At 42.9% G+C, this 18775-nt stretch carries 14 protein-coding genes; 9 read left to right on the top strand and 5 right to left on the bottom strand.

Annotated elements, in window-relative coordinates; all coding sequences use genetic code 11:
* Positions 1 to 40 precede the first annotated feature (40 nt).
* The 9 genes from ACRRSW_RS00070 (at position 41) to ACRRSW_RS00030 (ending at position 12018) form a co-directional block, all read left to right on the top strand.
* Positions 41 to 757: a response regulator gene (locus ACRRSW_RS00070; RefSeq protein ID WP_432455238.1), complete on the top strand. Its 717-nt coding sequence runs from the start codon at positions 41 to 43 to the stop codon at positions 755 to 757.
* On the top strand, positions 747 to 2186 hold the full coding sequence (locus ACRRSW_RS00065) for an ATP-binding protein (RefSeq protein WP_432455239.1): 1440 nt from the start codon (positions 747 to 749) through the stop codon (positions 2184 to 2186). The genes ACRRSW_RS00070 and ACRRSW_RS00065 overlap by 11 nt, the downstream gene beginning before the upstream one ends.
* Before the next feature lie 106 nt (positions 2187 to 2292).
* Positions 2293 to 3543 carry an ABC transporter substrate-binding protein gene (locus ACRRSW_RS00060; protein ID WP_432455240.1) on the top strand — a complete coding sequence of 417 codons (1251 nt, stop codon included), beginning with the start codon at positions 2293 to 2295 and terminating at the stop codon, positions 3541 to 3543.
* A gap of 978 nt (positions 3544 to 4521) precedes the next feature.
* Positions 4522 to 4773 carry a sulfurtransferase TusA gene (gene tusA, locus ACRRSW_RS00055; protein WP_432455241.1) on the top strand — a complete coding sequence of 84 codons (252 nt, stop codon included), beginning with the start codon at positions 4522 to 4524 and terminating at the stop codon, positions 4771 to 4773.
* A gap of 127 nt (positions 4774 to 4900) precedes the next feature.
* Positions 4901 to 5806: a glycine--tRNA ligase subunit alpha gene (gene glyQ / locus ACRRSW_RS00050; RefSeq protein ID WP_432455242.1), complete on the top strand. Its 906-nt coding sequence runs from the start codon at positions 4901 to 4903 to the stop codon at positions 5804 to 5806.
* 10 nt (positions 5807 to 5816) lie between these two features.
* Complete coding sequence (gene glyS, locus ACRRSW_RS00045; RefSeq protein ID WP_432455243.1) at positions 5817 to 7895, top strand: glycine--tRNA ligase subunit beta; 2079 nt, start codon at positions 5817 to 5819, stop codon at positions 7893 to 7895.
* 242 nt (positions 7896 to 8137) lie between these two features.
* A complete protein-coding gene (locus ACRRSW_RS00040; protein ID WP_432455244.1) occupies positions 8138 to 8590 on the top strand; it encodes a hypothetical protein in 453 nt (150 codons plus the stop codon).
* A gap of 75 nt (positions 8591 to 8665) precedes the next feature.
* A complete protein-coding gene (locus ACRRSW_RS00035; protein WP_432460557.1) occupies positions 8666 to 10495 on the top strand; it encodes an alpha-amylase in 1830 nt (609 codons plus the stop codon).
* A gap of 275 nt (positions 10496 to 10770) precedes the next feature.
* The gene (locus ACRRSW_RS00030) at positions 10771 to 12018 is read left to right on the top strand and encodes a valine--pyruvate transaminase (RefSeq protein ID WP_432460556.1); all 1248 of its coding nucleotides are present in this window, start codon (positions 10771 to 10773) and stop codon (positions 12016 to 12018) included.
* Between the two features lie 59 nt (positions 12019 to 12077).
* Here ACRRSW_RS00030 and ACRRSW_RS00025 read toward each other — a convergent pair whose 3' ends face one another.
* From ACRRSW_RS00025 to dnaA, 5 genes are all read right to left on the bottom strand, one after another.
* Positions 12078 to 12548 (bottom strand): Hsp20 family protein, encoded by a 471-nt coding sequence (locus ACRRSW_RS00025; RefSeq protein WP_432455247.1) that lies wholly within the window; start codon positions 12546 to 12548, stop codon positions 12078 to 12080.
* A 188-nt stretch (positions 12549 to 12736) separates the two neighbouring features.
* Positions 12737 to 15154 (bottom strand): DNA topoisomerase (ATP-hydrolyzing) subunit B, encoded by a 2418-nt coding sequence (gyrB, locus tag ACRRSW_RS00020; RefSeq protein WP_432460555.1) that lies wholly within the window; start codon positions 15152 to 15154, stop codon positions 12737 to 12739.
* Positions 15147 to 16232, bottom strand: a complete 1086-nt coding sequence (gene recF, locus ACRRSW_RS00015; RefSeq protein WP_432460554.1) for a DNA replication/repair protein RecF — start codon at positions 16230 to 16232, stop codon at positions 15147 to 15149. The genes gyrB and recF overlap by 8 nt, the downstream gene beginning before the upstream one ends.
* 15 nt (positions 16233 to 16247) lie before the next feature.
* Positions 16248 to 17351 (bottom strand): DNA polymerase III subunit beta, encoded by a 1104-nt coding sequence (gene dnaN / locus ACRRSW_RS00010; RefSeq protein ID WP_432455250.1) that lies wholly within the window; start codon positions 17349 to 17351, stop codon positions 16248 to 16250.
* A 20-nt stretch (positions 17352 to 17371) separates the two neighbouring features.
* Positions 17372 to 18775 (bottom strand): chromosomal replication initiator protein DnaA, encoded by a 1404-nt coding sequence (dnaA, locus tag ACRRSW_RS00005; protein WP_432455251.1) that lies wholly within the window; start codon positions 18773 to 18775, stop codon positions 17372 to 17374.

Below are 18775 nucleotides of genomic sequence, written 5' to 3'. Positions count from 1 at the left end.
CTTAGTACAAATGAATAACACTAATATTGAATAGACAACCATGGTTTTTGCAAAACAACTGCTCGTCGTTGATGATGACTTAGAAATTAGAAGCTTACTTGAGCAATACTTAAGTAAATCAGGCTTTGAAGTGATCAGTGCCAATGACGGTATAGAAATGGCAAAACTACTGGAAACCAATAAACCAGAACTCATCATTCTCGACATCATGTTACCGGGCGATGACGGCTTTACCTTATGCCAAAAAATCCGCCGAACCTCCAATGTACCAATTATCATGCTCACCGCTAATTCCGATGAAATGGATCGGATTGTTGGTCTCGAGTTGGGTGCCGATGATTACATTGGAAAACCGTTTAACCCTCGCGAACTACTGGCGCGAATTAAGGCCTTACTGCGCCGCTCTCAAGTCACCGCCAATGCTCAGCAAAATACTCGCTACATTCGTTTCGGCCAGTGGCGCCTAGATACTCAAAGTCAGCAACTGGAACATGAAGACGGAGAGACGCTGGAGTTATCCAGCAGCGATTACCGTTTATTGCAGCTATTTTTGCAACACCCGAACGAAACCCTCGACCGGGATACCATTAGTGATGCCACTCGCGGCCGCGAAAGCTTACCCATGGAGCGAGGAATTGACGTACAAATTAGCCGGCTACGCCAACGCTTAAAAGATGATGGCAGTCAGGCTCGGCTGATCCGTACCATTCGAGGCTCAGGTTACATGATGGTGACTCAAGTGAGTCATGAAGTTTAATCGGCTATTACAGCGGATAAAGCCAAATTCTTTATTAGCAAGAATGCTATTGCTGCTATTGCTCGCCATTGCACTGGCCCAAGGTGCCAGTAGCTTCATTTGGTTTTATCAGTTGCGCCAATCAGAGAGTGAAGGCCTTAGTGCCACCTCTCGCAACCTAGCGCTGAGCTTAGCCTCGACGGTGACATTTTTTGAATCTTTACCTTCTGAATATCGCCACATTGTACTCAATCAGTTACGTAAGATGGGCGGCACTCGCTTCTTTGTGTCACTCAATCGAGAGTACATTAAAATCAATTCCATTCCTGACAGTTATCACAAAAATCTGGTAATTCAAACGGTCAGCGATGTTCTGCATCGAGAACTCAATCGCAGCACTAAAATTGACGTTGACTTTTCCTTGCCCGATCAATTGCATGTCTTAAAAAACGATATATTACTACAAGACTTACCCTCTTCTTGGGCCTCGCATAGCCTGCAAATAAAACCCTTGAACCCACCCATATTGGTCACCCAAATAGAACTAGAAAGTGGAGAGTGGATTTACCTAGCTGCGCTACTCCCAGCCCCATATATGAACTTGGATGATAGTTTATTACCCAAGGGTCGCGTAATGTTTATCACCTTAATGACGGTCTTTCTGCTGGTTTTCACCTTCATACTCGTGCGCCGACAAACTCGTCCGCTACGCCGTTTAGCAAAAGCCGCCTCACGCCTTACGATCGACTTATTCCAAGCACCTTTGGTAGAAGAAGGCAGTGATGAAATTCGCAAAGCGACCCGTGCCTTTAATACCATGCAAAGTAAGCTAAAACGTTATATTGAAGATCGAGAACAGCTATTTCGTTCCATTTCTCATGATTTAAAAACCCCGATTACCCGGCTACGGCTACGCGCAGAATTGCTCGATGATGACAATGTCATTGACGCCTTCAATCGAGATTTAGATGAACTGGAAATTATGGCTAAAGGTGCCCTGCAAACGGTAAAAGACACCGATATCCATGAAAATCTAACCGATATCAACATCATGTCTCATCTAAAGTATTGTATCGAACCGTATCTCGATAAAGTCAGCGTGTTTGGAGAGACGAATTCCCCTTACCGTGGTAAACCCCTAGCGATCAAGCGCTGCATCGCTAATTTGATTGAGAATGGAATAAAATACGGTGACAAAATCGAAATTTATTTGCTCGATGATGACAACGAGCTTTGCTTGCTATTTGTCGATCATGGACCAGGGATCCCAGAAGCTCAATTAAGCGAAGTATTCAACCCTTATGTTCGCTTAAATAAAGCGAAGTCAGGTTCAGGCTTGGGCCTTGGTATTGCTCGTAATATCGCCCACGCTCACGGGGGAAATATATGCTTACAAAACCTGCCTCAAGGCGGCTTAGAAGTGAAACTGCGACTCCCTCACATCAAATAGAGCTCTAGTTAAGATTTGCTTCATCGGTTGGGTTTTATCTGCAGTATTCAGGCTAGTATGCTCAACATAAGTGATAGAGCTTAAATAAAAATAATAAGGTCTAACTATGCGCAAATTAACGACTTTCTTCTCCACTCTTATATTCTGCTATTCGCTTAATTCCGCCTACGCGGGAGAAGTTGAGGTTTTACATTGGTGGACCTCCGGCGGTGAAGCCAAATCGGTGAATGTTTTAAAGAAAATGCTTGAAGCCCAAGGGCATAGTTGGAAAGACTTTGCGGTTGCTGGAGGAGGTGGAGAAAGCGCGATGACGGTGTTAAAAACCCGCGCAATTTCAGGTAATCCACCAGCCGCTGCACAACTAAAAGGCCCCGATATTCAAGAATGGGCAGAACTAGGGTTCTTAAGTAACCTTAACGACGTCGCAGCAGAAGAACATTGGGACGATGTGATCCCCAAAGTCGTGACAGATATTATGAAGTATCAGGGCAACTACGTTGCCGTCCCGCTAAATGTGCATCGAGTAAACTGGTTATGGGCAAACCCAGCTGTATTTGCAAAAGCAGACGCAAAAATCCCAACCACCTTGGCTGAATTTTTCACCGCTGCAGACAAACTACAAGCCGCCGGGTTTATTCCCCTCGCCCACGGTGGGCAGAATTGGCAGAATGCGACTTTATTTGAGACGCTAGCCTTAGATATTTTAGGTGCGAAAGACTACCTGAAGGCTTTCGTAAAACTAGATGATAAGACTTTAGGCGGAGACAAAATGGTCGAAGTCTTTCGCGTATTAAAAAAAATAAGCCACTATATCGATAGTGACTCCCCCGGACGAGACTGGAATATGGCAACCAGTATGGTAATTAATGGTACAGCCGGCATGCAAATTATGGGGGACTGGGCCAAGGGTGAGTTTATTGCCGCAGGTAAACAACCAGGTAAAGACTTTGTTTGCGTCCCCGCTCCCGGCACACAACAGCAATTTATCTTTAATATCGACAGTTTTGCAATGTTTGAACTAAATAAACCTGAAGATATTAAGGCTCAAAAAAGCCTCGCAAAAACCATTCTCACCCCCGAGTTCCAAACCATATTTAACCTCAACAAAGGCTCTATTCCAGTTCGGATCGATATGGATATGAAGCAATTTGATAGCTGCGCTTTAGACTCGATGGCCGCATTTAAAGCCAGTAACAAATCGGGTGATTTGGTACCGAGTATGGCCCACGGCTTAGCGGTAAGCGAAAAAGTGCAAGGTGCCATCTTTGATGTGATCAGCAATTTCTTAAACGATCCAAAAGCCGAGCCCCAATATGCAGCTATCAAACTAGCGCGGGTTGTCAAAGCAGCCAAGTAGCTAAAGCTAAAAGAAACACACTATTGGTGAATTACATTCTTATAGCGTTCGAAATTCGATATTTGAATCGCCACTGACTTCATCGATGCCCTAAAACAAAGATTTGAAGAGTAAAAATAATAGATCCGTCATCAAAAAACCAGCGATCGCTTCAATCAAGAGGGTTTGTGAATTCGTTTCTACAATCACTTGCGAATGATGAATAGCTTGGCCACATAACGATTGCCAATACTGAGGTAAGGTTTGTTTTTATACATCACCAATAGCTCATCAGAAATGTACTCCCTGCTTCAACCTGCCCATGAGTATTTAGATACTCCTGACGAGCAAAAAAACCAATGTGGTGGTTTTTCTATTATCCATGGGGCGTTCACGACGCATAGCAATATCGATATCATCTTGACAAAAGTTAGCCAACTTTATATCCGCAGCAACTACAAAACTGATTTTCGGGGCAATCTTTTTAATTTGCTTTAGCGTATCAACAACAAAGTATTGGCTTAACTGAATATCTCGTTCTAAACCAGTTATATACGGCACCAACACAGAAAGTACGTTACAGCGACCTTACTGAGCGGGTCGGTTTAAATCCGCCAGGCCTAGCTTATAAACGCTATAGAGAACCCCTATATGTTAAGGCTTCAAAAACTATATTAGTCACCGTAGCAACAAGAAGAATTGGGGAAGCCTCTTCTGAGGAAGGTGCCAATCTTGTCGTCACTGATATCAATCATAAATCGGGTATGGAATTAGCGAACCACTCTACGATCGACACCTTGATGTGAGAAAAAGGGAAGATTGGATTGCAGCGAGCAAGTTTGTAAAAAACAAAAAGTACCGTCTGCTGAAATAGCCTTAGTGGAGTAGTAAATGCCAAAACTATCGAAAACATGCCAAGCTGTTGGTCAAAGTTGACAGCTGCAAATCTAACCGTAGCTGTTATACAATGTAAAAGTCATTCATTAAGGGGATAAATCAATGAGTAGTTTGATAGATTTTAACCAAGCCGATCACCAATTAGACGCACTCGGTCTACGCTGCCCTGAACCAGTAATGATGGTAAGAAAAGCAATTCGTAACATTGCTCTAGGGGAGACCTTATTAATTCAGGCTGACGATCCCTCTACCACCCGAGATATGGTTAGTTTTTGTGAATTTATGGATCACACACTAATCGCTAAGAAAGTAGACCAAATGCCCTTTCAATACTTGATCAAGAAAGGAAGTTGAGCGATTTTTTAAAAAAAGTCTCGGTTATCAGTGATTCCTGAGGTAACAGCACTAGGGTCTATCTGCTTGCTAGGGTATACTCCGTCAGTTATAAAACCGATTACTTTTCATACGCGCGACACAAATCATGCATAAATACGATATAAAAACCTTTCAAGGCCTAATATTGGCTTTACAGGACTACTGGGCCCGTCAAGGCTGCGTCATTGTTCAACCTTTAGATATGGAAGTAGGTGCTGGCACCTTTCATCCGCAAACCTTTTTGCGCTCTATCGGTCCAGAACCGATGTATAGTGCTTATGTACAACCCTGTCGTCGCCCTACCGATGGACGCTACGGTGAAAACCCAAACCGTTTACAACACTACTACCAATTTCAAGTCGTGTTGAAACCGTCGCCAGACAATATCCAAGAACTCTACCTCGGTTCACTAGTTGAACTTGGTATTAATCCCGAGATCCATGATATTCGCTTCGTAGAAGACAACTGGGAATCACCAACACTTGGTGCTTGGGGTCTCGGTTGGGAAATTTGGTTAAATGGGATGGAAATCACTCAATTTACCTACTTCCAACAAGTTGGTGGTTTAGAATGCTCCCCGGTAACCGGTGAGATCACCTATGGCTTAGAACGCTTAGCCATGTATATCCAAGGTGTTGATAGCATTTACGATTTAATCTGGACCGATGGTCCGATGGGGAAAGTGACCTACGGGGATATTTTCCATCAAAATGAAGTTGAGCAGTCTACTTTCAACTTTGAACACGCTGACACAGGCGCGCTATTCACTCAGTTTGATCAATGTGAAAAAGACAGCCAAAAATTAATTGAAGCAGGTCTTCCCTTACCTGCTTACGAACAAGTAATGAAAGCTTCTCATGCCTTTAACTTACTCGATGCTCGTCATGCAATTTCGGTGACCGAACGCCAACGCTACATTCTGAGGGTAAGAGCCTTATCCAAAGCCGTAGCAGAAGCGTATTACCATGCTCGTGAAGAGCTTGGTTTCCCTTTATGCAAAGATAAGAAGTAACGGAGGCAGCATGAGTAACGAAAACCTATTAGTAGAAATCGGCACCGAAGAATTGCCACCCAAAGCTCTGCGCGGCTTGGCAGAGTCTTTCAAAAGCAATGTCCAACAAAGCTTAGAAAAAGCCGGTTTTGAGTTTGAAAATATCGAATGGTTTGCGGCACCTCGTCGTTTAGCACTTTCTATTCAAGCATTAACCGAAAAAACACCAGATAAAGTGGTCGAAAAACGCGGCCCTGCGGTAAGTAGTGCCTTTGATGCAGATGGTAAACCAACCAAAGCGGCTGAGGGTTGGGCTCGTTCCAATGGCATTAGCGTTGAACAAGCAGAGCGTCTCAGCACCGACAAAGGTGAATGGCTACTGCATAAAGCTGAAATCAGCGGTCAAACCATTTACCAGCTATTCCCAGAAATTGTCGCTGAGGGTTTAGCTAAACTGCCGATCCCTAAGCCTATGCGTTGGGGAGCAAAAGCAACTCAGTTTATCCGTCCAGTGCATACCATCACGATGCTCTATGGTGAGAAATTGGTTCAAGGGAATATTCTCGGCATTGAATCTGCGCGTACTATTCGTGGCCACCGTTTTATGGGCGAAGCTGAATTTGAGCTTAACCACGCCAACAACTACGTTCAACAATTAGATCGCCGCGGTAAAGTGATTGTTAATTATGAACAGCGTAAAGCGATTATCCGCGAACAAATTGAAGCGGAAGCGGCTCGCGAAGGTGGCATTGTTGAGATTGATGAAGCGCTGCTTGAAGAAGTCTGTTCATTGGTGGAATGGCCGGTTGCGATGGTTGGCAGCTTCGAAGACAAGTTCTTGGACGTCCCAGCTGAAGCTCTCATTTACACGATGAAAGACAATCAAAAGTACTTTCCAATCTTAGATACCAAAGGTAACTTATTACCTCGTTTTATCTTTGTTTCGAACATTGTCAGTAAAGATCCTCAACAGGTGATTGCGGGTAACGAAAAAGTAGTTCGTCCTCGCCTTGCCGATGCAGAATTCTTTTTTAACACCGATAAAAAATCACGGTTAGATAGTCGTTTAGACCAACTGGCCAACGTAGTATTTCAGCAGCAGCTTGGCAGCTTATTAGATAAGTCAAACAGAGTCTCTGAATTAGCAGCACAAATTGCTGGAGAGATCGGAGCCAATAGCCAGCATGCACAGCGTGCAGGCCTTCTATCTAAAGCCGATCTCAACAGTGAAATGGTCTTGGAATTTGCTGATGTTCAGGGTGTTATGGGCATGTATTATGCAAAATTTGACGGCGAACATGATGATGTCGCCAATGCCTTACAGCAGCAATACTGGCCTCGCTTTTCTGGCGACAAATTACCCGAATCAAAAGTCGCCGCAGCGGTCGCTATCGCCGACAAACTTGATACCTTAGTGGGCATTTTTGCCATTGGCCAGCTACCAAAGGGAGACAAAGACCCCTTTGCACTGCGTAGAGCCTGCTTAGGTATTATTCGAATTATCCAAGATAAGGGCTTTGACCTGGACTTGGATACCTTGATTAATAGTGCTTTGTTACTGCTACCTTTAGAACTTGAGCAAGCGACTCAAACAAAGGTTCACACTCAGCTTATCGAGTTTATTTACGCCCGTTTAAGAGCGATGTACCTAGAACAAGCTATTGATCCGAGCGTGATAACCGCAGTACTTGAGCGGAAGCCGACTAAACTGGCAGATATTGAACAGCGGATTAAAGCGGTGAGTCACTTCCGCACTTTGGAGCAAGCCCAAGCTTTGGCTGCTGCAAACAAGCGGGTTTCCAATATTTTGGCGAAAAACCCAGATTTCGTGAAACCACAAATCGACGCTTCGTTATTAAAAGAAAGCCAAGAGCAAGCTCTCGCTGAGGCTGTCGCTAGTATGCAAATCAGCTTAGCGCCCTTGCTTGAGAAAGGTGATTATCAACAAGCGTTAATTGAGCTGGCAAGCCTCCGCGAGGTGGTTGATGCTTTCTTTGATAATGTGATGGTGATGAGTGAAGATGATGCTTTAAAAATAAATCGTTTAAGTCTGCTCAGCTCACTTCGTCAATTGTTTTTAGAAATCGCGGACATTTCTGTGATTCAATAAATCACGAGAACAGCAAAACCGAAACAAGCCGTATTCTTTACAGAATACGGCTTTTTTGATCCACTTAACTGTTTTAATAAAATAGTTCATTTCATGAAATGCTTTTCAGAATAGGACTGTGAGCTTGGCACGTTTTTTCATGAGAAGCTCCGTTATAACTGACAACGAGTTCAGTTCAGCTCGTTAGGTAATGTTTGTCTGTAGAGACAAAGGAAAGTTATAAAATAAGAAAGGAATTGAAAATGCTTAAAAATATCTTGAAAGCGGGTGTTCTTGCACTGATTACGGTGGTGGCCGTGGGCTGTGCTTCTGGTAGTGGCGGCGATAGCAAATTAACCCGCGACGTGCATTTACGCGGTGTATTTAGTTGGTGGGATGCAACCCCAGAAAATAAGTTAATGCCAGTTGAAGGCAAAACTAATGTATGGAGCGCCACCTCTCCTGTAGACGAGCCACTGATTGCCGATGGTCAACCATACGAATGGAAGTTTGGTGATGCTGCATGGCAATGTGGTACTAACTTCGGTTTCTTATCCGGTGAAGCGCCAATCAAAGTTGGAGAGCGTCGCGAGTTAAACAAATGCGCCGCCTTCGATAACTTTAAATTTACTCCAGAAGAAGATGGTGTTTACCGCTTCTACCTAGATTGGTCAGGCGAAATCCCTGTGGCTTATATCGAAAAAGTAGAAATGTAAATTTTCATGGTAGTTCGAGCCCCTGAAAAGGGGCTTTTTTATTTGTAAAGGTCAGCAATTAAACGGATGTAAAACATGAAAAATTCACTTAAACCTACGCTATTAGCATGTTTTGTTAGTGTAATCATTGCAGGCTGTGCTTCCACAGAGCAAACCACTAACCAAACTCAAACATTCTCCTCACCTCATAAACAAACAGCACAATGTCTGCAATGGGACGGTCAGCCGATTACCGTCGATGTTAGCGCCAGCTTTAAAGAAGGTTCTACGGTTAAAGATTTTTACAGCGGTCAAATTAGTACCGTTCAACAGGGTAACGTAACATTCACCCCTGCCGCTGATAGTGGTGGTTTGTTACTCCTAGAATCGACCCATAAAAAAGCTGATACCTTTAGTTGGGACAGTGCCTCGATCTATTTTGTCATCACCGATCGCTTTTATAACGGTAACCCGACGAATGATCATAGTTATGGGCGAAGCAAAGACGGTCAAAAAGAAATTGGTACCTTCCACGGTGGAGATATAGCCGGTCTCACCAAAAAGCTCGACTATATCGAAGATCTAGGGATCAACGCGATTTGGATCACTGCGCCCTACGAACAAATTCGAGGTTGGGTTGGAGGAGGCATGAGTGGTGATTTTAAACACTACGCTTATCACGGTTACTATGCTCAAGATTATACGCTCATGGATCAAAACATGGGTACAGCCAAAGAATTTAAACAATTTGTGGATCAGGCTCATCAACGCGGTATTCGAGTCGTGATGGACATAGTGATGAATCATGCAGGCTACGCTACTCTTGCCGATATGCAGGCCTTTAAGTTTGGGGAAACTCAAAATTTTGACCAGCCTATCGAGACTTATCTCACCGAAAAGTGGACCAATTGGACCCCTGCGAAAGGGGAAACTTGGCATAGTTTTAACGACTTTGTTGACTATGGTAAACGAAAATCTTGGCAACAATGGTGGGGGCCGGATTGGGTTCGTACTGATATCTCAGGCTACCCTAGCCCAGGGGCTAATGACTTAACCATGTCTTTAGCTTATTTACCTGATTTTAAAACCGAATCCAAAAAGGTTGTGGGCCTTCCCACCTTCTATAAAAATAAACCAGATACAAAAGCGGTTGAAATACCCGGTGCAAGCGTACGCGATTACTTAGTCACTTGGCTATCCGATTGGGTTCGCGAATACGGTATTGACGGCTTTAGAGCAGATACCGTTAAACACGTCGAGCCAGAAGCTTGGCAAGCCTTAAAAAAGGCCTCGAGCCAGGCATTTCAAGAATGGAAATTAGAGCATCCTGATAAAGTTCTCGACAACAATGAGTTTTGGATGACAGGGGAATATTGGGGACAAGGTTTAAGTGATTCAAAATTATTTGAGTACGGCTTCGACTCCCTAATAGATTTTAGTTATCAAACAGACCTTGCTAAAAAGGGCATGAACTGTTTTAGCGCAATGCAAGATGGCTATCAACAATACGCTGATATACTCAATAAGCGAGACGGCAAGCTACTCAGTTATGTATCATCGCATGATACGAAGCTAGCCTACGGCAGCATTGCCAAAACACTGGATAAGCAAAAACAACTCGGTTCTGCTTTCTTACTAATGCCAACCGCGGTACAAGTCTTTTATGGCGATGAGACAGCACGCGAAAAAGGTTCAAGAAGCTCCGACAAAAAACAAGCCACTCGCTCAGATATGAATTGGCAACAGTTCGATGCCGAACACCTCGCGGTAAAAAAACATTGGCAAAAGTTGTTACAGTTCCGTAAGCGCCATCAAGCGGTCGGGGCAGGACAACACATCTTGTTAAGTAACACGCCTTACGCTTTTGAACGCCGTAAAAACGACGATGTAGTAGTCATCGTTTATGCTGGTCAAATGACTAAGTAGATAACGATAAGGCCAAGCAAAGCGGCTTTAGCCACTTTGCTTGGCCTATATGATGACAAGAGTAGATTCTCAATTGAATTCTGCCAGCTCGCTGATTGACCATCGATAATTAGATTATTGAGCCTATCAAACTATCTGAGATATTAGGCCCTCCAAAATGTCCTTACAGCGAGCCTTGCATTCACTTCAACCCTATCATTAACCAAATCGGACTAGCGAATACCATTCCTCACATTTGTTTGTTATTGTGACGCCTAGTTCGAAGAAGGTGCTTTATGACGTATTCAGATTTTGGTAATAAGTTCACCCGTCATTCGGGGATCACGCAACTGATGGATGACTTGGATGAAGGGATCCGAGCGGGTGACGAAATGATAATGCTCGGGGGTGGAAATCCAGCACAGATACCACAAATGACCGAGTTATTTCAGCAACACCTCAACACAGGGCTAAGTAATGGCAGTTTACTCAAAGCCTTATGTAACTATGACTCCCCCCAAGGTAATAAGGAATTTATATCTAACTTATCTTCTTTATTAAGTAATCAGTTTCATTGGGATATAAAAGAAGAGAACATTGCACTCACTAATGGCAGTCAAAGCGCATTTTTCTTCTTATTTAATCTTTTTGCCGGTAAGGGGCTGCAGCAGGATAAAAGAGTGTTATTTCCACTCGCTCCTGAGTATATAGGATATGAGGATAGTGGTTTAAGCGAACAAATATTTGTCGGTAACAAGCCTTCTATTGAGTATTTAGCCAACCGCCAATTTAAGTATCATGTCGACTTTGAACGGCTGGTCGTTGATGAGTCGATTGGATTAATTTGCGTCTCTCGACCCACCAATCCTACAGGTAATGTGGTTACCGACGAAGAACTCACCAAACTATCACAACTTGCCGAACAACATCAGGTGCCATTATTAATCGATAATGCTTATGGCCTTCCTTTTCCAAACTTGGTCTTTACCGAAGACGCAAAACCATTTTGGAATAACAACACCATACTTTGCTTAAGCTTATCAAAATTGGGCTTACCCGGAACACGCTGTGGAATTGTAATTGCTAAGCCTTCAACGATTCAGGCAATCAGCAATTTGTCAGGCATTATTAATTTATCCCCTGGCGGAATTGGTCCTGCTTTAGCCAATGAGATGTTAAAGGATAATAGCCTACTCGACGCCAGCAACCATATCATTCGACCTTTCTATAAACATAAATCTGAGCAGGCTATCACTTGGTTACAACAAGCTATCCCCTCTGCAAAATTTAGAATTCACAAATCTGAAGGGGCGATGTTTCTTTGGTTGTGGTTTGAAGACTTACCGATTAGCGATAAACAGCTTTACCAACAATTAAAAAATAAGGGTTTACTAATCGTACCTGGAAGCTACTTTTTCCCCGGAATAGACAAGGATTGGCGACATACCCAAGAGTGCATTCGTCTCAACTTCGCTCAGAGTGAAGCCAATCTAAGACAAGGTATCGATATTTTGGCCTCTGTGGTTAATCCGCTGCTCGCTTAAAACAATACTAAAAAGGGCCACTGTTGGCCCTTTTTTCACTCTTCATCATCCCTTGGCAATCAAGCCGATTTAGTCTCCAATACTTCAACCGAAGCCAACTTTCCATTAATAGGAATTTGTTTTGGCTTTAGAGCTTCAGGAATTTCTCGTTCTAACTCTATAACCAATAAGCCATGTTCTAAGTTAGCCGCGCTCACCTTTACGTGATCAGCAATTTGATAACGTCGTTCGAAGCCTCGTTCTGCGATCCCTTGATGCAGATATTTAATCTCATCTGATTTTTTCTGTTTAGTACCGGTAACAATTAAAGCATTTTGCTGAGCAACAATAGATAACTCATCTTCAGCAAACCCAGCCACGGCGAGAGTGATTCGATAATGATTATCATCGACTGCTTCAATATTATAAGGCGGGTAGCCTGTATTTTGAGATTGGGCACTTTGGTTTGATGCCGCTTCAATGAAATTAGCTAAACGATCAAAGCCGATGGCCGTACGATAAAGTGGTGAAAAGTCATATTGATTACGCATGTTTGTTATCCTCATAGAGCAATAATTTAAATTGACCAGCACAAAGGCTGCATCTCTGTCTTAACAAAACCCATGATCATGGCATCTTGTTATGAATAGATATGGGGATAGACTCTAGGCTTTCAAGCACAAAAAAGGCAATATTTTCATATTGCCTTTTTTAAGCTTAATACGGTAGATACTAAATGTTAGACATCTAGGTTTTCTACATTAAGTGCATTCTCTTCAATGAAATTACGACGAGGTTCAACTTGATCACCCATTAAGGTGGTGAAGAGCTGATCACAAGCAATTGCATCCTCAACCGTCACTTGCAACATCCGTCGAGTCTCTGGGTCCATTGTCGTTTCCCATAACTGATCCGGATTCATCTCACCGAGTCCTTTATAACGTTGGATATATAAGCCACGACGCGATTCAGACATTAACCAATTGAGCGCTTCTTCAAAACTCTTCACTGGTTTGGTTTTTTCGCCACGCTTAATATAAGCACCCTCTTCCACCAAATTATCTAAATTCCTATACAGGCTGCAAATATCTCGATAATCATTCGAAGCAAAAAACTCGGGTTCAAAGTTAAAAGATACATCTACCCCATGTTGACGGAGTGTTGCTACAGGGAAGTAGATGTCACGCTCAGGATGTTTTTCAACCGCTACCGAATAGTAGTTACCACTAGGTAATTCCGCATTAACCGGTGCGATCAGTTGTTCAGCCCATTCTTTGAGTACGCTGGCATCTTGTAGCTCTTCTGTTTTTAGCGGTGGTTGATAAATCATTTGGCTAAGCAAAGAGATAGGATAACGACGAGATAAACGTTCGTTATTCTTCCATACCCGACGGTATTGAGTAACCAAACTTTCCAGAGGCTCACCACTAATACTTGGTGCTTCCGCATTCACATATAGCCCAGCGTTATCTAAAGCTAAAGTTGTGAGATATTCGGTCAGAGATTCTTCATCTTTCACATAACGTTCTTGCTTGCCTTTCTTCACCTTATATAAAGGTGGTTGGGCAATATAGATATAACCACGTTCGATAATTTCCGGCATTTGACGGTAGAAGAAAGTCAGGAGTAAGGTTCGGATATGTGAACCATCCACATCAGCATCGGTCATGATGATGATGTTGTGATAACGAGTCTTATCAGGATTATACTCATCACGACCAATACCACAGCCCATCGCGGTAATCAGTGTTGCAACTTCTTGTGATGACAACATCTTATCGAAACGCGCTTTTTCTACATTAAGAATTTTACCTTTCAGCGGCAAAATAGCCTGATTCTTGCGGTTACGTGCTTGTTTAGCACTGCCCCCCGCAGAGTCCCCTTCCACAATATATAGTTCAGAAAGCGCAGGATCTTTTTCTTGGCAGTCGGCGAGTTTACCCGGTAGTCCAGCTAAGTCTAAGGCACCTTTACGACGCGTCATATCGCGAGCTTTACGAGCGGCTTCACGAGCCCGAGCAGCATCCAATATTTTCTGGGTAATGATTTTTGCTTCAGTCGGATTCTCGAGTAGATACTCGCTCAGTTTCTCTCCCATCGTTTGCTCAACCGCAGACTTCACTTCAGAGGAAACCAACTTATCTTTGGTTTGGCTAGAAAACTTAGGATCAGGTACTTTCACCGAAATAACGGCCGTTAAACCTTCTCGCGCATCATCACCTGTTGCGTTATTTTTGTCTTTCTTGTTGATGCCTTCTTTTTCCATATAACTATTGAGCGTACGCGTTAATGCCGCCCTAAACCCAGCCAAGTGGGTTCCACCATCTTTCTGTGGAATATTATTGGTAAAACAGTACACATTTTCTTGAAAACCTTCGTTCCACTGCATCGCTAGTTCTACCGCGATACCATCATCTCGTTGGAAGTTGAAACTAAACGCTCTAGGGTGAATCGGTGTTTTATTGGTATTGAGGTAAGAAACAAACGCTTCTATCCCCCCTTCATACATAAAGTGATCTTTGCGACCATCGCGCTCATCTTTTAAAATGATCGAAACACCAGAATTAAGAAATGACAGTTCGCGTAATCGTTTTGCCAAAACTTCATAATGAAATGTTGTATCAGAGAAAATTTCTTCACTAGGCCAAAAGCGTAATTCGGTTCCTGTTTTATCAGTATCCCCCACCGCAGCCAAGGGAGCATCGGGAACACCTAAAGTGTAAAATTGCTCATAGACATGATTTTGTCGTTTTACCGTTAGCTGTAGCTTTATAGATAAGGCATTAACAACCGAAACACCTACACCGTGTAATCCACCGGATACTTTATAGGAGTTATCATCGAACTTACCACCGGCATGCAGAACAGTCATAATAACTTCTGCTGCAGACACGCCCTCTTCTTCATGCATATCTACAGGAATACCACGGCCATCATCCGACACAGAGACAGAGCCATCATTATGAATGGTAACCACCACATCTTTACAGTGCCCAGCCAACGCTTCATCGATAGAGTTATCGACGACTTCAAATACCATGTGATGTAAACCTGAGCCATCGTCTGTGTCACCAATGTACATCCCAGGACGTTTTCTTACGGCATCAAGACCTTTTAAAACCTTAATACTCGATGAGCCATATTCATTTTCAGCCATGTTTTACTCTCGTTTTATAGTCGCTGATAACACCATGTTCCACGTGAAACACTGTGCATCCTTCTAAATCAAATCCATCCAGCATTTGTTTCTCAATCGCAGAAACAAAGACCTGAGACCCATGTTGTTGCAGCCACTTAGCTAACAACTGGCGTTTAGACTTATCTAATTCTGCCGCAAAATCATCGATCAAATATACCGTCTGATTACCGCTATGCTGCTGTGCATGTTGCCCCTGCGCTAAAATCAACGCACAAACAAAAAGCTTCAACTGACCTCTAGAAATAAGGTCAACAGCATTTACGCCATTAAATTTAAACTTTATATCGGCTTTATGGGGGCCACATTGGGTATAGCCCAAAATACGGTCCCTCTGAAAACCTTGCTGTAGCAATACAGCCAAATCCTTTTTTTCTTCCCAACCTTGATGAAATGCCAATTCAAACCGATACTCAGGCAAAAACTCGGCAACTAAGTCAGTCAAAGTTGTACGAATACTTTCCACATAAGCAGCGCGTAACCGACTAACAATCATGGCAAACTCAACCAGTTGCTTATCCCAATATAATAAGTCTTGATACTGTTTTGTTTGCTTTAATAATGCATTACGTTGCTTCAATGTCTTTTTATAGTTTTGACTAGCCGCGTGAAACTGTTGTTCCACGTGAAACACTCCCCAATCTAAATATGCCCGTCTGTAGCGAGGACTACCATCCACCAAGCCGTAGCCTTCCGGATGTAGGATCTGCAAAGGTAACAATGAAGCCAATACCGACTGACTGCGTACCGTTTCCTTATTAATTCTTAAAACCGTGTCGCCACTCTTAAACTTCTGCAAGCCAATCTTATGCTGCTCCAATTGAGCGAATACAACAAAGCTATCCTTGCTATGACTGACCACTTTACTGGCGAAGTTACTCCGAAAGGAACGCCCAAAGCCCAAATAATAAATGGCTTCTAGTACACTCGTTTTACCGCTACCATTCTCGCCCAAAATCACATTTAACTTGGGGTTCAAGGTTAAACTAGCTTGCTCAATATTTCTAAAATTTTGCAAACCAAGACTTTGTATATACATTAATTTAATTTGTCACTAGAGTCGCATTGGCATAACAACGTACATCGCTTTGCCACTCTGCTCACTATCTTCAATCAAGGCACTACTATTGCTATTACTCATGTTGATGCGGATCTGATCGCACTTTAACGCATTCAATACATCTAAAACATAAACAACGTTAAAACCAATTTCCAAAGCTTCTGCATTATAATCAACATCCAGGATCTCTTCCGCTTCTTCCTGCTCAGGATTATTCGCAGTAATTTTCAAAATGCCCGCCTCTAACTGCAGACGAACCCCGCGAAACTTCTCGTTGGAAAGAATAGCAGCTCGAGAAAATGCCTGTTTCAATTCATCCCTTCCAGAAATAAGAGCCTTATCACTATTAGAAGGCAATACCCGTCGATAATCAGGAAAACGTCCATCAACCAATTTACTGGTAAAGGTAAAACCTTGCACACTAGCTCGAATGTTATTGCTGCCAATTTGCAGCTCAACCAGTTGGTCCTCGTGTTCCAACAGACGAGATAACTCAATCACCCCTTTACGTGGAACAATCACCTGTTGAGGCTGTAATGGTGTCTCAAAAGTTTGTTCGGCTAATGCCAAGCGGTGGCCATCAGTGGCAATGGTTTTAAGTCCTTTCTCATCCGTCTCAAACAACATTCCATTTAAATAATAACGAACGTCTTGGCTCGCCATTGAGAACTGAGTGCTATCGATCAGATTCTTTAATTGCCCCTGAGTCAACTGAATCACCTGCTGACTCTGCCAATCTTCTACATTAGGAAAGTCATTAGCCGGAAGTGTCGCTAAAGAAAAACGACTACGTCCAGAACGCAATACCAAGCGATTATCATCCGCTTTACAACTAATTTCACAGCCATCAGGTAAACCACGACAAATATCAACAAACTTCTTCGCTGGTACTGTCACGCGCCCTTCATTTACAGTACTTTGCAAAGGCAAGGTCGCGACTAGTTCTACTTCCATATCGGTACCAGTAATAGACAACTGGTTATTACTAATATCCAACAATACATTACCCAAAATAGGAATGGTTGGTCGACCACCTAAAGCAGCACTAACCTGCTGCAGGGGTTTAAGTAGTTGTTCCCGATTGATACTAAATTGCATACCTACCAACGCCTCTCCGATTATGACGATAATGTACGAATTAAATTCTGATAGTCTTCTTTAATGTCGTGACTTTCTTCTTTAAGCTGACTTATTTTACGACAAGCATGCAACACCGTTGTATGGTCGCGACCGCCAAAAGCATCACCAATTTCAGGCAAGCTATGGTTGGTTAATTCCTTTGCCAGCGCCATCGCTAGTTGCCGAGGTCGCGCCACGGATCGAGAACGACGCTTAGACAATAAATCAGCTATTTTAATTTTGTAATATTCAGCAACTGTTTTTTGAATATTATCGATAGTGACTAGCTTCTCTTGCAATGCCAATAAATCACGTAAGGCTTCACGTACAAAATCGATGGTAATCGCGCGACCGGTAAAATTAGCGTTTGCGATCACCCGGTTTAAAGCCCCTTCCAACTCTCGAACATTGGAACGTAAGCGTTTTGCGATAAAGAAAGCGACTTCATCAGGCAAGCGAATATTATTTTCATTCGCCTTGGTCATTAATATGGCGACCCGAGTTTCTAACTCCGGAGGTTCGATAGCAACCGTCAAGCCCCAACCAAAACGACTTTTCAAACGATCTTCTACGCCATCAATTTCTTTAGGATAACGATCACTGGTTAAGATAATTTGCTGATTACCTTCAAGTAAGGCATTAAAAGTATGGAAAAATTCTTCCTGAGAACGTTCCTTATTGGCAAAGAATTGAATATCATCAATAAGCAATGCATCAACACTACGATAATAACGCTTAAAATCCTCTATCGCATTGTTTTGCAAGGCCTTTACCATATCTTGAACAAATCGTTCAGAATGCATATACACGACTTTGGCATTCTTTTTATTGGCAATAATACCGTTACCCACCGCATGCAGCAGGTGCGTTTTACCAAGACCAGTTCCCCCATATAAAAATAAGGGGTTATAAGCGCCACCAGGATTATTCGCAACCTGAGTCGCAGCAGCACGAGCCAACTGGTTAGACTTACCTTCAACAAAATTATCAAACTGATAGGTGGCATTTATATTGTTACGATGATTCGCCTCTAAAGCAGATTTAACCGCGGGCTCTTTATCCCAACTCTTACCATTATCATACTGATTATTTTGCTGGTTAGCGGTGCCAGCTTGAATCACGTTAGTTCTAGTTTTTGTTGCTAGCGGTTTAGTTGCAGGTCGACTGCCAACCTCAAAGCGCAAACTAGGTTTATCGTTCCCACAAAACTCTTCCAGTAAAGCATTCACTCGAATCAGATATTTATCTTTTACCCAATCAAGTACAAAACGATTGGGTGCATATAACACCAATAGTCCTGCATCTTGCTCAACTTGAAGTGGTCGGATCCACATACTAAATTCTGTTGCCGGCAATTCATCTTGTAAACGAACTAAGATTTGTTGCCAAAGAGACCCACTCAC

The sequence above is a fragment of the Agarivorans sp. QJM3NY_25 genome (assembly GCF_050870875.2).
Classification (GTDB): Bacteria; Pseudomonadota; Gammaproteobacteria; order Enterobacterales; family Celerinatantimonadaceae; genus Agarivorans.
Note: the sequence above shows the minus strand (reverse complement) of the source record. Positions and strands in the feature narration are given on the sequence as shown.

Excerpts from the sequence above, each read along its gene's own strand:
- ACRRSW_RS00070 (WP_432455238.1), top strand. The coding sequence starts at position 41 with ATGGTTTTTGCAAAACAACTGCTCGTCGTTGATGATGACTTAGAAATT.
- dnaN (WP_432455250.1), bottom strand. The coding sequence starts at position 17,351 with ATGCAATTTAGTATCAATCGGGAACAACTACTTAAACCCCTGCAGCAG.
- tusA (WP_432455241.1), top strand. The coding sequence starts at position 4,522 with ATGAGTAGTTTGATAGATTTTAACCAAGCCGATCACCAATTAGACGCA.
- ACRRSW_RS00065 (WP_432455239.1), top strand. The coding sequence starts at position 747 with ATGAAGTTTAATCGGCTATTACAGCGGATAAAGCCAAATTCTTTATTA.
- ACRRSW_RS00030 (WP_432460556.1), top strand. The coding sequence starts at position 10,771 with ATGACGTATTCAGATTTTGGTAATAAGTTCACCCGTCATTCGGGGATC.
- ACRRSW_RS00060 (WP_432455240.1), top strand. The coding sequence starts at position 2,293 with ATGCGCAAATTAACGACTTTCTTCTCCACTCTTATATTCTGCTATTCG.
- ACRRSW_RS00035 (WP_432460557.1), top strand. The coding sequence starts at position 8,666 with ATGAAAAATTCACTTAAACCTACGCTATTAGCATGTTTTGTTAGTGTA.
- glyQ (WP_432455242.1), top strand. The coding sequence starts at position 4,901 with ATGCATAAATACGATATAAAAACCTTTCAAGGCCTAATATTGGCTTTA.
- ACRRSW_RS00025 (WP_432455247.1), bottom strand. The coding sequence starts at position 12,548 with ATGCGTAATCAATATGACTTTTCACCACTTTATCGTACGGCCATCGGC.
- gyrB (WP_432460555.1), bottom strand. The coding sequence starts at position 15,154 with ATGGCTGAAAATGAATATGGCTCATCGAGTATTAAGGTTTTAAAAGGT.
- ACRRSW_RS00040 (WP_432455244.1), top strand. The coding sequence starts at position 8,138 with ATGCTTAAAAATATCTTGAAAGCGGGTGTTCTTGCACTGATTACGGTG.
- glyS (WP_432455243.1), top strand. The coding sequence starts at position 5,817 with ATGAGTAACGAAAACCTATTAGTAGAAATCGGCACCGAAGAATTGCCA.
- recF (WP_432460554.1), bottom strand. The coding sequence starts at position 16,232 with ATGTATATACAAAGTCTTGGTTTGCAAAATTTTAGAAATATTGAGCAA.